Genomic DNA, 13,765 nt, shown 5'->3' with positions numbered 1-13,765 from the left:
AGGTTCGCCAATGAACCGCCGCGAACTGATCAAGGCCTTCGCCGCTTCCGCTTCGCTCACCCTTGCCGGCCGGGTCTGGGCGGCGCCCGCGACCGACGCGCGCCTGCTCGTGGTGTTCCTGCGCGGCGCCTACGACGCCGCCAATGTGGTGGTGCCGGTCGGCAGCGAGTTCTACTACGCCTCGCGCCCGACGCTTGCGGTGGCGCGGCCCGACGCCGGCAATCCGAATGCGGCGCTCGCGCTCGACGCCGGATGGGGGCTGCATCCGGCACTGCGCGATTCGATCTATCCGCTGTGGGCGAAGCGCGAGATCGCATTCGTCCCGTTTGCCGGCACCAGCGATGATCTCTCGCGCAGCCATTTCGAGACCCAGGACACGATCGAGCTCGGCCAGGCGGTCGGCGGCAGCCGCGACTACCGCTCCGGCTTCATGAGCCGGCTGGCGACCGAGCTGACGCGGGTGAAGCCGATCTCCTTCACTGATCAATTGCCGCTGATCTTCCGTGGCCAGAACCAGATCCCGAACATCGGCATCGCCAGCGTCAGCAAGCCGGGTGTCGACGACCGGCAGGCGCGGCTGATCCGGGAGATGTATGCCAAGGGCGATCTCGCCAATTCGGTGTCGGAAGGCTTTCGGGTCCGCGACGACGTCTATAAATCGGTCTCCGAGGAGATGATGGCGGCCAACCGCGGCGCCGTGTCGCCGCGTGGCTTCGAGCTGTCGGCGCGGCGGATCGGCCGCCTGATGCGCGAGCAGTTCAACCTCGGCTTCGTCGACGTCGGCGGCTGGGACACCCACGTCAACCAGGGCGCGGCGACCGGCTATCTCGCCGACCGTCTCGGCGAACTCGGCAGGGGCCTCGCCGGCTTCTCCGAGGAGATCGGCCCGGCGATGTGGCGCGACACGGTCGTGGTCGTGATCTCCGAATTCGGCCGCACCTTCCGCGAGAATGGTGACCGCGGCACCGATCACGGCCATGGCAGCGTCTATTGGGTGATGGGCGGCGGCATCAACGGCGGACGCATGGCCGGCGAGCAGGTCCAGGTCGCACAGGCGACGCTGTTCCAGAACCGCGATTTTCCGGTTCTGACCGACTACAAGGCATTCTTCGCCGGCCTGATCCAGCACGTCTACGGCCTGCAGCAGGCGAGCCTCGAACGCATCTTCACCGGCATCAAGCCGAAGGACCTGAACCTGGTTTGAAGGGGCGCTGCCAAAATATCGAAAACAACCCCATGCAAAGTAGCCGGTTGCCGGTGTTCGACCCGGCAACTTGACTCGTCGGGCAACTCAGGGGTATTTTTCCATTATTCAGAAATGGTGCAATGCCTAGGTGAACAAACCAGATCCCGCACATTTTGACGATCCAGATTACGTCGCAGACTGCATATTGCTTGGAACGGTTTATTCGATTTCGACCGGTGCGAAGCCATGGGTCCCGATCGAATTGCTTCGGGACCGGTTCCGGCAAGCTGGCGGTACTCCAGCTCAGTTCGAAGCCGCATTGAGGTACGCTTTGACGGTCGACTGGCTAATCTTAGACGAGACGGGGACGTCTGCTGATTTTGGCCGAGCCGGGTTCGAACTGTACTCTTAGTCCCGGCATCAGTTTGAGGCCAGCGCCAGCAAGAGCGGGACGAAGGGACGCAGTCCCGTCGCTGCGGCTGTCGGACTTCACTCTGCCTTCGCGGCCAAATCCGCGATCGCCTTCATCACGGCGTTGCGGATGCCGGGGTCGTAGAGGATGTGGCCGGCGCCATCGATGATGCGGACCTCGCTGCCCGGCCAGCGCGCGGCGAGCGCGTGCGATGTGGCGGGCGGGCACAGCAGGTCGTAGCGGCCCTGCACCAGGATGCCGGGAATGCCGGCGAGCTTGCCGGCCTCATCCATCAGCTGGTTCGGCCGCATGAAGCAGTTGTTGGCAAAGTAGTGCGCTTCCATGAACGGCGTCGAGGGCAGGGCGCCTGCTGTCTTCGTCAGGTCGAGCCGCGTCTGCTTCGGCGTGTGCTCCGACAACGTGCGTTCGGTGTCGTGCCAGGCGCGTGCGGCCGGTGCATGCACGGCCATATCGGGATCGAGGATGCGGCGGTAATAGGCCGTAAGCGGCGCCGCGTGCTCGTCTTCGGGCAGGAAGTTGAGAAAATCCTCGGAGAGGCCGGGATAGAAGCGCGGCAGGGCACGCAGGAACACGTCTTCCAGCTCTTCGCTTGTGCCGAGAAACGTCGCGCGCAGCACCAGCCCGCTGACCCGCTCGGGATGCGCCTGCGCATAGGCCAGCGCCAGCGTCGCGCCCCAGGAGCCGCCGACCACCATCCAGCGCGAAAAGCCGAAGCGTTCGCGGATCTTTTCCAGGTCGGCGATCAAATGCTGCGTCGTGTTGTTGTCGCGGCTGCCCTTCGGCCGGCTGCGGCCGCAGCCGCGCTGGTCGAACAGCACGGCGTGAAAGCGCTCGGGATCGAACAGGCGGCGATGATCGGGCTGACAGCCGCTGCCGGGGCCGCCATGCAGATAGACTGCGGGGATGCCGCCCTCGCGCCCGACGCTCTCGACGTGCAGGTCGTGGCCGTCGCCGACATCGAGCCATTCCGACGTCAGCGGAGCAAACGGGTCGGCGCGCTTCGCGGCCTTGCCGGCATCGGCGTCAGGCGCCATTGGATTGGTCCCGGCCGTCGTCCGTCTCCAGCGTGCCGCCGGCGAAGTTGCGGTAGAGGAAGCGGTTCTGCGCGCCGGCGGATTCCTGCTCGGCCTGCTTGAAGATCTCCTCATGCCGCGGCGACAGCGCGCAGGCCGGGTCGGTGTTGCCGGCATCGCCGGTCAGCGCAAACGCCTGGCAGCGGCAGCCGCCGTAATCGACCTCGCGGAACTCGCAGCTCTTGCACGGCTCCGGCATCCAGCCCGTGCCGCGATAACGGTTGAAGGCCTCCGAGTTCTGCCAGATCCAGGCGATCGAATGGTTCGAGCGCACCGACTCGAATTCCAGTCCCGTGATGCTCTCGGCGGCGTGGCACGGCAGCACCTTGCCGGCCGGCGAGATGTTGAAGAACTGGCGGCCCCAGCCGCCCATGCATTTCTTCGGCCGCAGCGCGTAGTAATCCGGCACCACATAGTCGATCGCGAGCGTGCCTTTCAGGCGCACTTGCGCTTCCTCGACGATGCGGCTGGTCTCCTCGATCTGTTCGATCGTCGGCATCAGCGCGGCGCGGTTCTTCAGCGCCCAGCCATAGTACTGCACGTTGGCGACTTCGAGCCGATCAGCATCGAGGTCGACCGCCATCTGGATGATATCGGAGAGCTGATGCAGGTTCTGCCGGTGCATCACGGCATTCACCGTGAGCGGCATGTCAAGCTCGCGCGTCCATTTCGCGACTTCGAGCTTCTTGCGGTGCGCGTCCTTGAGGCCGGCAACGCGATCGGCAACCATGGGTTCATTGCCCTGGAAGCTGATCTGCACATGGCTGAGGCCGGCATCGGCCAGCGCCGACAGCTTGTCCCTGGTCAGCAGCACCGCCGAGGTGATCAGGTTGGAATAGAGCCCGACATCGGTCGCGTGCCGCACCAGCTCGACGATGTCCTTGCGCGCAGTCGGCTCGCCGCCGGAGAAATGGATCTGCAGCACGCCGAGCTCGGCAAGCTCGCTCAGCACCTTCTTCCATTCCTCGGTGGTGAGCTCGGTCGAGCCGCGGTCGAGCTCGACCGGGTTCGAGCAATACGGGCATTGCAGCGGGCAGCGGTGGGTGATCTCGAGCAGCACCGCGAGCGGGATGCCGTAAGTCTCGGCCGCCGAGCGCGTTTGCTCGAGCACCGCGAGCCCGTCGGTCGAGCCTGCCGTCGTTGTCTTGTTGCCGGCGAGCGTGTCAGTCATGCTGTGCTCTCGCGCGCTTCGGTGAGAAAGCCCTTGTCGGCCAGATCCTGCAACATCGCGATCACGTCGGTCGCGATCGCCTCGCGTGGGGCGGCGTATTTTTCGGCGAGCTGGTCCACCATCTCTGCGACGCTGCGCACGCCGTCGCAGAGCTGCAGCACCTCGACCGCGATTTCATCGGGCGCCAGCACGCGCTCCGGTGCCAGGATTACCCAGACCTGCCGCGTCTCGTCGAATTTCAGCTTGGTATGGCGCGGCAGTTTCGGCCGGCTGGTCTCGCTGACGCTGATGTTGCGGCTGGCCATGTTACGTCTCTTTATTTGAGCATGATCTTTCGGAAAACCGGTTCCCACTTTTCCGGATCATGCTCTAGCTCGTCTTCGGCACGAAGGCGCCGGGCGGAATCTGGCCGTCGACATAGGCGTGATAGAGCGCGTCGAGCTGCACCCACAGCACGTTGGTCTTGAAGATCAGCGCGTTGCAGACCGCCTCGCGCTCGGCTGGCGTCCTCGCATGCTGTTTGACGTAGTCGAGCGCGAAGCCGGCGTCGCGCGGCGCCTGGGTGAGGCGGCGGCTGAAATAGCTCATGATGTCGGGATTGACGAAGTCGTAGTGCTTCAGCATCCCCGAGATGCGCTCCTCGTGCAGGTTCGGCGCGAACAATTCGGTGAGCGAGGAGGCGATCGCTTCGAGCGGCGTGCGGTCGCGGCAGAAATGCACATAGGCTTCCACGGCAAAGCGCGTCGCCGGCAGGATGCCTTCGGTGGACTCGACATAGGCGGTGTCGAGGCCGAGGCCTTCGGTCAGCTTCAGCCAGCGCTCGATACCGCCCTCGTTGCCGAGATCGCCGTCATGATCCTCGATGCGATGGCGCCATTCGATCCGTGTGTTGCGATCGCGGAAGCGCGAGATCACCATCGCGTCCTTCAGCGGGATCGTGCTCTGGTAGTAGTAGCGGTTCAGCGCCCAGGCCTGGACCTGGCCCTTGTTGAGCTTGCCGCCATGCAGCAGGCGGTGGAACGGATGCAGGCTGTGATAGCGCGTCGCGCCGATCGTGCGCAGCGTTGCCTCCATCTCCTCGGCACTGTCGAGCGTGATGCCCTTGCCGATCGAGAGCGCGGTCATTCCTGAGGTCAGCACGACATTCACAGCACGATCTCCGTTCCGTCGGAGGGAATCTGCCAGCCCGCCTGTTCGGCCGCCTTGCGTTCGGCCGAGGTCCCAAGCAGCGCCGGGTTGGAGTTGTTGATATGCAAAAACACTTTTCGTCCGATGTCGAGCCCGGCGAGGCTGGCGATCGCGCCCTGATCGCCCGACATTGCGATATGTCCCATGCCCTGGCCGGTCTTGTTGCCAAGGCCCGCCGCGATCAGCTCGTCGTCGCGCCACACCGTGCCGTCGAAGAACACCAGCGGCGCGCCCTTGAGCCGTGACTTCAGGTCGTCGGTCACCCGGGCGCAGGCAGCCAAGAAGTAGAAGTATTTGCCGCTGCGCTTATCCGCAATACGCAGGCCAAGCGTATCGCCGACGCCGTCGGCGCCCGCCGGGTGCGTCTTGCCCTCGAGATACCACGCGCCCTTGCCGGGAACTTCGAACGGCAGCACCTCGAGCCCGGACGGCGACCCGTCGGGCAGGGCCGGCTCGAAGGGCTGGTCGACGGCGATCGGCCGGCGGGCGACGTTCTTCTCGCTCAGCACGTTGAAGATGCTGTTCGCACGCAGGATCGCCAGCACCCGCTCATGCGCGTAGATCGCAAACGGCGAGCCCTCGCGCATCGACAACAGCCCGGTGACGGCGTCGATCTCGCCATTGGTGAGGATGACGCCGGCGATCGGGCTGTGGCGCAAGGCGCCGTGCTTCGGATGCAGCTGGGGCGTCGCGATCAGCTGCTGACGCAGATCCGGGGAAGCGTTGACCAGGAACCAGTGCGTGCCATCGCCGCTGACGGCGATCGAGGCTTGCGTGCTCTGCAATTCGGGATGGTCGCTTCGTGCCGTCCTGCAGACCGCACATCCGCAGTTCCACTGCGGAATGCCGCCACCCGCCGCGGCACCCAGGACGACGACACGAAGCATGATCCGTCCCCTGGAGACGTTTAACTCGGACCCAAATGACTCGGACCCAGAAAATAACCCGGACCCAGAAACGTTACGAGGTGGACCCCGGCTTTGGAACACACCCCCATGTTCGGGAGCGCGTTACGCCCGGATGTCCACCTGCGCTAAAACGCTAAACGTGTATAGGGCGCTGCCGCTTACTTGCGGGTGGCGCACATATACATGTTGATTTCCATGCCGACCGACACTTCGACGATCTTCGGTGCTTTCCAGGCCATTAGGCTCTCCTTGTTGCAACCGGACGAACTTTCCGCCCTACAGTTAAACTACTGTGGTTGGAAAAGTTCGCCACTTAAATTTTTGGCAAGCTGCCCTGCTGAGGTGCATGCTGCACTGCGGGAAGCAAATCCGATCCACTCACAAATTTGTGCACGCATTTCCCGTCAAAACCCGGTGGGATCAGACCTTTTTCCTGTTGTTCGCCACACGGTGAATGGTGATCTTGGACTATGAGACAGGAGCCTTGCGGTCCTCCGAAGGTCCTGATGACGATTCTGTGCTTCCCTGTGACGGGAAGCAACTAACCGAGCCGAGTTCTGCCGATGCCACGCTATTTCTTCAACACCCGTATCGGCGACGAGCTGATCTCCGACCCTGACGGTGAAATCCTGCGCGATCCGGATCGCGCATGGGAGATGGCGCGGGCGATGATTCGCGAACTGCTTAAGACCGAGGGGGCCGACGGCGCGCTGCTCAGCGCGGTGATCGAGGTGACCGACGACGAGGGCGAGATCGTGCTGGAGTTTCCGTTCACCGAGGCGATTCTCGATCGTCCGGATCATTCGATGACGAGGCACTGAGAGAGACCGGCACTGAGACACGCCGACAAGGTCGCGTGGCCACAACCATGCGTTGGCCGACGTCAGCATGTTTCCGATTGCAATTGTCCGGACAAATTCGCAAGACTATGAACGGACAGCCGAATGGCGCCGGTCGAGGTCAATGGCGCAATCAACAACGGCTTCCACCCAGGGGAGACCATCATGAAAAAACACTCATTCGCACCGCGCGGCCTGCTGCTCGCGGGGGCCATGCTGGGAGCGTTCACGCTCTCCGCTGCGGCGCAACAGCCGGCGGCCGCGCCGGCAGCTGGTGCTGCACCGGCCGCCCAGCCGCTGCCGCCGGGCTCGCCCATGATCGGGCGTCCGGACAATGAAGCCGCCGCCAAGCTCGCGCCGGTGGCACCGCCGCCGCTGCCGTCCGCGCCGGACAAGCTGCCGCTCGCCAAGCTCAAGGTGCCGGCCGGCTTCAATGTCGAGGTCTATGCCGCGGGCATGGCCAATGCGCGTTCACTGGCGCTCGGCGACAAGGGCACCGTGTTCGTCGGCAGCCGGCTCGTCGACAAGGTCTATGCGATCGTCAACAAGGACGGCAAACGCTCGGTCAAGGTGATCGCCTCCGGCCTCTACCGTCCGAACGGCGTCGCCTTCAAGGACGGCACGCTCTACATCGCCGAGCTCTCGAAGGTCTCCAAGATCGACAAGATCGAGGACAATCTGGACAACCCGCCGAAGCCGACCGTCATCTACGACAAGCTGCCGAAGGACGAGGCGCATGGCTGGAAGTTCATCGCCATCGGCCCCGACAACAAGCTCTATGTCCCGGTCGGACAGCCCGGCAACAACGTGCTGCACGACGCCGACCACGGTCAGATCCGCCGCATGAATCTCGACGGCTCCGGCGCCGAGGTCTACGCGCTCGGCGTGCGCAATTCGGTCGGCTTCGACTGGAATCCCGAGACCAAGCAGATGTACTTCACCGACAACGGCCGCGACTGGCTGTCGGAGACGGTGCCGGAAGACGAGCTCAACCGCGTCACCAAGGCGGGCGAGGATTTCGGCGCGCCTTACTGCTACCAGGGCAACATCATCGACCAGGAGCTCGGCTGGGGCAAGAACTGCAAGGACTACACCGCGCCGGTCGGCCTGATGGGTCCGCATACCGCCTCGCTCGGCATGCGCTTCTACACCGGAAGCCAGTTCCCGAAGGCCTACAAGAACGCGATCTTCGTCGCGCGTCACGGCTCCTGGAACAAGTCGCAGAAGCAGGGCGGTGACGTCGTCGTCGTCAAGCTGAACAAGGACGGCACCGTGAAGTCGGTCGAGCCGTTCATGACCGGCTTCCTCGAGGACAACAAGTATGTCGGCCGCCCGGTCGACGTGATGCTGCTGAAGGATGGCTCGCTGCTGGTCTCCGACGACTGGAACGGCGCGGTCTATCGCGTCAGCTACGGCAAGCCGAAGGTCGCCAATCAGTAAGCTGAAACCAGCGATCGGGGGCAGCGTCCGCTGCCCCCGATTTTCTTTTGAACTGCACGCAAGGATGGACCGATGCGTAAGCTCGCACTCGCCGCGGCGCTGGCCGCTCTCAGCTTCTCCGCAAATGCCGAGACCATCCAGGAACGCACTGTCGCGTGCTTTGCCTGCCATGGCGAGCATGGCACGTCGGAAACCGAGAATACGCCCTCGCTCGGCGGCCAGCAGGCGCCCTATGCGCTGATCCAGCTGTTCATGTTTCGCGAGAAACTGCGGGTATTCGACCCGATGAACGAGATGGCGAAACCGATGACCGACGACGATTTGCGCACCTTCTCGGATTTCATCGCCACCTTGCCGAAGCCCACGCCACCTACGGATGCCGGCGACCCGGCGCGGATGGCGCGCGGCCAGGCGCTGGCGCAGCAGAACCGCTGCAATAGCTGCCACAATACCGATTTTTCGGGCAAGGACAACGTCCCCCGCATCGCCAACCAGCGCGAGGACTACCTCGCCAAGACGCTGGCCGAATACAAGGACAACAGCCGCCACGGCTACGACGCCACCATGGCGGACGTGATGCAGACGGTCACCAAGGAGCAGATCGGCGACCTTGCCTATTACATCGCGCATGTCCGCTGAAACATCAGGCGGCGGGCGTCTGGTCTTGGCCTTCGTGCGGCGCTAAAACGCGTCCGTCACACGGAGTGTTCTTATGCAGGATCTTTGGCGTCTGTCGGCGGCTGAACTCGCCTCCCTCATCAAATCCAAGAAGGTATCGGCGAAGGAAGCGGCCGAGGCCGGGCTCGCCCGGCTCGACGCGGTCAACCCGAAGATCAACGCGGTGGTCGATCACCGGCCGGACGACGTGCTGGCACAGGCAGCCTCGATCGATGCGGCAATTGCGCGTGGTGAGGCAGTCGGGCCACTGGCCGGCGTGCCCGTTACCATCAAGGTCAATGTCGATCAGGAGGGCTACGCCACCACCAACGGGCTGAAGGCGCAGCGCGACCTCATCGCCAAGGCCGACAATCCGGTGGTCGCCAATCTGCGCAAGGCCGGCGCGGTGCTGCTCGGCCGCACCAATTGTCCGGCGGTCTCCTATCGCTGGTTCACCACCAACCTCATTCACGGCGACACCAAGAACCCGCGCAATCCCGGCATCACGCCGGGCGGCTCATCCGGCGGCGCCGGCTCCGCGGTTGCCGCCGGCATCGGCCACATTGCGCATGGCACCGATATCGCGGGCTCGGTCCGCTATCCGGCCTATGCCTGCGGCGTGCACGGCCTGCGGCCGAGCATGGGCCGCATCCCTGCCTTCAATTCGGCATTGCCGGAGCGTCCGATCGGCCCGCAGATCAGCGCGGTGTCGGGCCCGCTGGCGCGCACCGTCAACGATTTGCGCATCTCGCTCGCGGCGATGTCGGCGCCCGACTATCGCGATCCCTGGTACGCGCCGGTGCCGCTCGAGGGACCGCCGCGCGAGAAGCGCGTTGCGATGTGCCTCAACCCTGATGGCCTCAACCCGGTGCCGGAAGTTGTCGCCGCGGTGGCCGATGCCGGCAAGCGCTTGCGAGACGCCGGCTGGATCGTCGAGGAGATCGCCGATACGCCGTCTCTGCGTGAGGCGGCCGAGATCCAGACCCGGCTCTGGCTCGGTGACGGCTACGAGGCCCAACTCGCGTTCGCGGAACGCGAGGGCGATCCCGGCGCGCTGGCCTGCCTGCGCGGCGTCCGCTCAAAAGTGCATCCGTTCGACCTGTCGCAGGCGCTGACCCGCCGCGCGACCCTGACCCGCGAATGGTTCGCCTTCCTCGACAAATATCCGGTGCTGCTGATGCCGGTCTCCGGCGAGCTGCCGTTCCCCGATCATCTCGACCGCAAGGACGAGGCGTCGTTCGCGCGGGTCTGGCACGCGCAGCTGCCGCAGATCGCGATCCCGTTCATGGGTCTTCCCGGGCTGGTCGTCTCCACCGGACTCGTTGGGCGGATTCCGGTCGGCGTGCAGCTGGTCGCCGGCCGCTACCGCGAGGATCTCTGTCTTGCCGCGGGCGAAGCGGTGGAAGCCGGCGGCACGCCGTCGTCGCCGATCGATCCGGTGATCTAGCGCATGATCCGGAAAAGTGGGTACCGGTTTTCCCTCGCGACAAACGCGGAACGCGTTTGCGCGGAGATCATGCGCAAGTGAGGAGAACTATGGCAACCGTCTACGATTTCACCGCCAAGTCGCTCACCGGCGACGAGGTGCCGCTGCAGCGGTTCGAGGGGCAGGTGCTGCTGATCGTCAACACGGCGAGCGCCTGCGGGTTCACGCCGCAGTACAAGGGCCTGCAGGAGCTGCACGCTGGCCTGTCGGCGCGCGGCTTTGCCGTGCTGGGCTTTCCCTGCAACCAGTTCGGCGCGCAGGAGCCGGGCGATGCGAAGCAGATCGCCGCGTTCTGCGAGACCAACTACGCCGTGACGTTTCCGATGTTCGCCAAGATCGACGTCAACGGCTCAGCCGCGCATCCATTGTACGAGCACCTGAAACGTGAGAAGTCGGGCCTGCTCGGGCCGGCGATCAAATGGAATTTCACCAAGTTCCTGGTCGATCGTTCCGGCAAGGTCGTGGCGCGGCATGCGCCGACCGCCCGGCCCGAAGGATTGAAGAAGGAAATCGAGGCGCTGCTATGAGCGACGACAACGACACCAATGACCAGTTTCCCGACCGCCTCTCGGTCGATCCGAACAGCCCATACTACAATGCGGAGATTCTTTCGCGTGATGTCGGCATCCGCTTCAAGGGTGCCGAGAAGACCAATGTCGAGGAGTACTGCATCAGCGAAGGCTGGGTGCGGGTCACCGCGGGCAACGCCAAGGACCGCTACGGCAATCCGCTGACCATCAAGGTGCACGGGCCGGTCGAGCCGTATTTCCGGGATAAGGCGAAGTCCTGACGCTGCAGTCAATCGTCATTGCGAGCCACCCGGTCGGCGCGAAGCGCCGCCGGATGACAGGCTCCGCGAAGCAATCCATTCCTCCGCTTGTTGAGACATGGATTGCGTCGTCGCTTCGCTCCTCGCAATGACGGAGGAGAGAAGCGGGGCCCCAACACAGAAGGCAACTCCCATGTCCGTCCGCATCGTCGACGTCCGCGAGGTGACAAAGCCGATCTCCTCGCCGATCCGCAACGCCTATATCGACTTCACCAAGATGACCACGAGCCTGGTTGCGGTGGTCACCGATGTGGTGCGCGACGGCAGGCGGGTGGTCGGCTACGGCTTCAATTCCAACGGCCGCTACGGGCAGGGCGGTCTGATCCGCGAGCGCTTTGCGCCGCGGCTGCTCGAGGCCGATCCGAAATCGCTGCTCGATGCCTCCGGCACCAACCTCGATCCGGACAAGGTCTGGTCGACGCTGATGTCGAACGAGAAGCCGGGCGGCCATGGCGAGCGTTCGGTCGCGGTCGGCACCATCGACATGGCGGTGTGGGACGCAGTGGCGAAGATCGCGGGCAAGCCGCTGTTCCGGCTGCTCGCCGAGCGTCACGGTCTGACCGCCAATCCGCGGGTGTTCGTCTACGCCGCCGGCGGCTACTACTATCCGGGCAAGGATCTCGGCGCGCTGCGTAAGGAGATGCGCGGCTATCTCGACCGCGGCTACAACGTCGTGAAGATGAAGATCGGCGGCGCGTCGCTCGCCGAGGATCGCGAGCGCATCGAGGCGGTGCTGAAGGAGATCGGCAGTGAGGCGCAGCTCGCGGTCGACGCCAACGGCCGCTTCGATCTGGAGACCGCGATCGCCTACGCCAAGATGCTGCGGGAGTATCCGCTGTTCTGGTACGAGGAGGCCGGCGATCCGCTCGACTACGCGCTGCAGGCCGCCTTGGCCGAGTTCTATCCCGGCCCGATGGCGACCGGCGAGAACCTGTTCAGCCACCAGGACGCACGCAACCTGATCCGCTACGGCGGCATGCGGACGGATCGTGATTGGCTGCAATTCGACTGCGCGCTGTCCTACGGGCTCTGCGAATATCAGCGCACGCTCGCGGTGCTGAAGAACCACGGCTGGTCGCCGAGCCGCTGCATCCCGCATGGCGGCCACCAGATGTCGCTCAACATCGCGGCCGGCCTCGGCCTCGGCGGCAATGAAAGCTATCCCGACCTGTTCCAGCCCTATGGCGGGTTCCCGGACGGCGTGCGCGTCGAGGGTGGCCACATCGTCATGCCCGACCTTCCCGGCATCGGCTTCGAGGGCAAGTCGGACCTCTACAAGGAGATGAAGGCGTTGGCGGAGTAGGCGCGGCCCATCCGGCCGGCCCGGCAGGCTCGCGTCCGCCTGTGAAACTATTTTGAGCGCTGCTCAATAAAATATTGAACGTTGCTCACGTTCCGGTATACTCATGCAGGAGAGGCGCCTCTATCCGGGTCATTGGGGGAGGCGCGGAACCGGCCATGAGGATCACCGCATGCCATATTCAGCGAAGAATCTCCGGGACGCCGCCGATGCCGGGGTGATCAGCGCCGCTGATCTGGACCGGTTGCTTGCCTTCCTGGCGAGCCATGACGGGCAGGGCGCGGCGGGCGATGCAAGCCCTGCGGCCAGGTTCGATGCCGCCCATGTGCTCTGGTACGCCGGCGCGCTGATCGTGATCGGCGCCATGGGCCTGTTCTCGACCCTGGCCTTCACCCAGATGGGCGGCCGGGCGCTGACGGCCTGCGCGATCGCCTACGCCACCGCATTCGCCGTGGCCGGCCACCATCTCTGGTACGGCCGGGATCTGCGGGTTCCCGGCGGCTTGCTGATCGCGATCGCGGTCTCGATGGCGCCGCTTGCGGTCTATGGCATCCAGGACGAGCTCGGCTGGTGGGGCAAGTTCGGCAAGCCCGGAACCGTGCAGGATTTCTACATCTGGGTGAAGGGCAGCTGGATCTTCATGGAGATCGCGACCGTTGCCGCCGGCATCGTCGCGCTGCGCTACTTCCGCTTCGCCTTCATCGTCGCGATCATCGCGTTCGCGCTGTGGTTCATGTCGATGGATCTGGCGCCATGGTTCAGCGGAACGAATTATGCCGACTTCGAGACGCGGCGCCGGGTGTCGGTGTGGTTCGGATTGGCCGTGCTCGCGGTGGCCTGGATCGTCGACTATCGCAGCCGCAATGGTGACTTTGCGTTCTGGCTGCATCTGTTCGGCCTGATGGCGTTCTGGGGCGGCATTACCGCGTCCGAAGGGTCAACCGAACTCTCGAAGGCGGTCTATTGCCTGCTCAATATCGGTCTCGTCGCGGTCGCGGTGATCCTGATGCGGCGCGCCTATGCGGTGTTCGGCGCGTTCGGCATCTGCATCTATCTCGGACATCTCGCCGACGTCGTCTTCAAGGACTCGCTGTGGTTTCCGTTCTCGCTGTCGCTGATCGGAATTGCCGTGATCGCCGCAGGCCTGCTCTACCATCGCAACGAGCGTGCGATCGCCGCCTGGCTCGAGGCGCATCTACCGGCGGGGCTGCGACCGCGATCTGCAACGGCGTGAGGCTCGCGACAAGCCCGGGCC

The 13,765-nt window shown here is 64.6% G+C and carries 15 protein-coding genes; 9 read left to right on the top strand and 6 right to left on the bottom strand.

Translation table 11 applies throughout. The features are described from left to right. Positions 1 to 10: 10 nt before the first annotated feature. The gene (locus ACOIX3_RS31195) at positions 11 to 1,204 is read left to right on the top strand and encodes a DUF1501 domain-containing protein (RefSeq protein ID WP_342712509.1); all 1,194 of its coding nucleotides are present in this window, start codon (positions 11 to 13) and stop codon (positions 1,202 to 1,204) included. Positions 1,205 to 1,675: 471 nt separating this feature from the next. Here the strand turns inward: ACOIX3_RS31195 and pip are convergent, their stop codons facing one another. The 6 genes from pip to pqqA all read right to left on the bottom strand — a co-directional run bounded on the left by pip (position 1,676) and on the right by pqqA (position 6,198). Then, entirely contained in the window at positions 1,676 to 2,653 is a 978-nt protein-coding gene (pip, locus tag ACOIX3_RS31190; protein WP_420965788.1) for a prolyl aminopeptidase, read from the bottom strand. Beyond that, the gene (gene pqqE / locus ACOIX3_RS31185) at positions 2,643 to 3,863 is read right to left on the bottom strand and encodes a pyrroloquinoline quinone biosynthesis protein PqqE (RefSeq protein WP_420965787.1); all 1,221 of its coding nucleotides are present in this window, start codon (positions 3,861 to 3,863) and stop codon (positions 2,643 to 2,645) included. Before pqqE ends, pip begins: the two co-directional genes overlap by 11 nt. Further along, positions 3,860 to 4,168: a pyrroloquinoline quinone biosynthesis peptide chaperone PqqD gene (gene pqqD / locus ACOIX3_RS31180; RefSeq protein WP_076865728.1), complete on the bottom strand. Its 309-nt coding sequence runs from the start codon at positions 4,166 to 4,168 to the stop codon at positions 3,860 to 3,862. The genes pqqE and pqqD overlap by 4 nt, the downstream gene beginning before the upstream one ends. 64 nt (positions 4,169 to 4,232) lie before the next feature. Next, on the bottom strand, positions 4,233 to 4,988 hold the full coding sequence (pqqC, locus tag ACOIX3_RS31175) for a pyrroloquinoline-quinone synthase PqqC (RefSeq protein WP_163150143.1): 756 nt from the start codon (positions 4,986 to 4,988) through the stop codon (positions 4,233 to 4,235). Between the two features lie 20 nt (positions 4,989 to 5,008). Further along, complete coding sequence (gene pqqB, locus ACOIX3_RS31170) at positions 5,009 to 5,938, bottom strand: pyrroloquinoline quinone biosynthesis protein PqqB (RefSeq protein ID WP_420965786.1); 930 nt, start codon at positions 5,936 to 5,938, stop codon at positions 5,009 to 5,011. 179 nt (positions 5,939 to 6,117) lie between these two features. Then, on the bottom strand, positions 6,118 to 6,198 hold the full coding sequence (pqqA, locus tag ACOIX3_RS31165) for a pyrroloquinoline quinone precursor peptide PqqA (protein ID WP_035635412.1): 81 nt from the start codon (positions 6,196 to 6,198) through the stop codon (positions 6,118 to 6,120). Positions 6,199 to 6,522: 324 nt separating this feature from the next. Between pqqA and ACOIX3_RS31160 the strand changes: the two genes are divergently transcribed. The 8 genes from ACOIX3_RS31160 (at position 6,523) to ACOIX3_RS31125 (ending at position 13,744) form a co-directional block, all read left to right on the top strand. Continuing rightward, on the top strand, positions 6,523 to 6,780 hold the full coding sequence (locus tag ACOIX3_RS31160) for a DUF6894 family protein (RefSeq protein ID WP_021080047.1): 258 nt from the start codon (positions 6,523 to 6,525) through the stop codon (positions 6,778 to 6,780). 183 nt (positions 6,781 to 6,963) lie between these two features. After that, on the top strand, positions 6,964 to 8,238 hold the full coding sequence (locus ACOIX3_RS31155; RefSeq protein WP_420965785.1) for a PQQ-dependent sugar dehydrogenase: 1,275 nt from the start codon (positions 6,964 to 6,966) through the stop codon (positions 8,236 to 8,238). A gap of 72 nt (positions 8,239 to 8,310) precedes the next feature. Then, a complete protein-coding gene (locus tag ACOIX3_RS31150) occupies positions 8,311 to 8,877 on the top strand; it encodes a c-type cytochrome (protein ID WP_420965783.1) in 567 nt (188 codons plus the stop codon). Positions 8,878 to 8,950: 73 nt separating this feature from the next. Then, positions 8,951 to 10,342 (top strand): amidase family protein, encoded by a 1,392-nt coding sequence (locus ACOIX3_RS31145; RefSeq protein ID WP_420965782.1) that lies wholly within the window; start codon positions 8,951 to 8,953, stop codon positions 10,340 to 10,342. Positions 10,343 to 10,431: 89 nt separating this feature from the next. Continuing rightward, positions 10,432 to 10,908 (top strand): glutathione peroxidase, encoded by a 477-nt coding sequence (locus ACOIX3_RS31140; protein ID WP_420965781.1) that lies wholly within the window; start codon positions 10,432 to 10,434, stop codon positions 10,906 to 10,908. Next, positions 10,905 to 11,171, top strand: a complete 267-nt coding sequence (locus tag ACOIX3_RS31135) for a DUF3297 family protein (RefSeq protein WP_420965779.1) — start codon at positions 10,905 to 10,907, stop codon at positions 11,169 to 11,171. The genes ACOIX3_RS31140 and ACOIX3_RS31135 overlap by 4 nt, the downstream gene beginning before the upstream one ends. Before the next feature lie 172 nt (positions 11,172 to 11,343). Further along, positions 11,344 to 12,513 carry a mandelate racemase/muconate lactonizing enzyme family protein gene (locus tag ACOIX3_RS31130; protein WP_420965777.1) on the top strand — a complete coding sequence of 390 codons (1,170 nt, stop codon included), beginning with the start codon at positions 11,344 to 11,346 and terminating at the stop codon, positions 12,511 to 12,513. 169 nt (positions 12,514 to 12,682) lie between these two features. Then, positions 12,683 to 13,744 carry a hypothetical protein gene (locus tag ACOIX3_RS31125; protein ID WP_420965776.1) on the top strand — a complete coding sequence of 354 codons (1,062 nt, stop codon included), beginning with the start codon at positions 12,683 to 12,685 and terminating at the stop codon, positions 13,742 to 13,744. Positions 13,745 to 13,765: the final 21 nt, after the last annotated feature.

It is taken from the genome of Bradyrhizobium sp. B120, assembly GCF_049075665.1.
Taxonomy (GTDB): domain Bacteria; phylum Pseudomonadota; class Alphaproteobacteria; order Rhizobiales; family Xanthobacteraceae; genus Bradyrhizobium.
The sequence above is the reverse complement of the archived record's forward strand: the minus strand, read 5'-3'. Positions and strand labels throughout refer to the sequence as shown.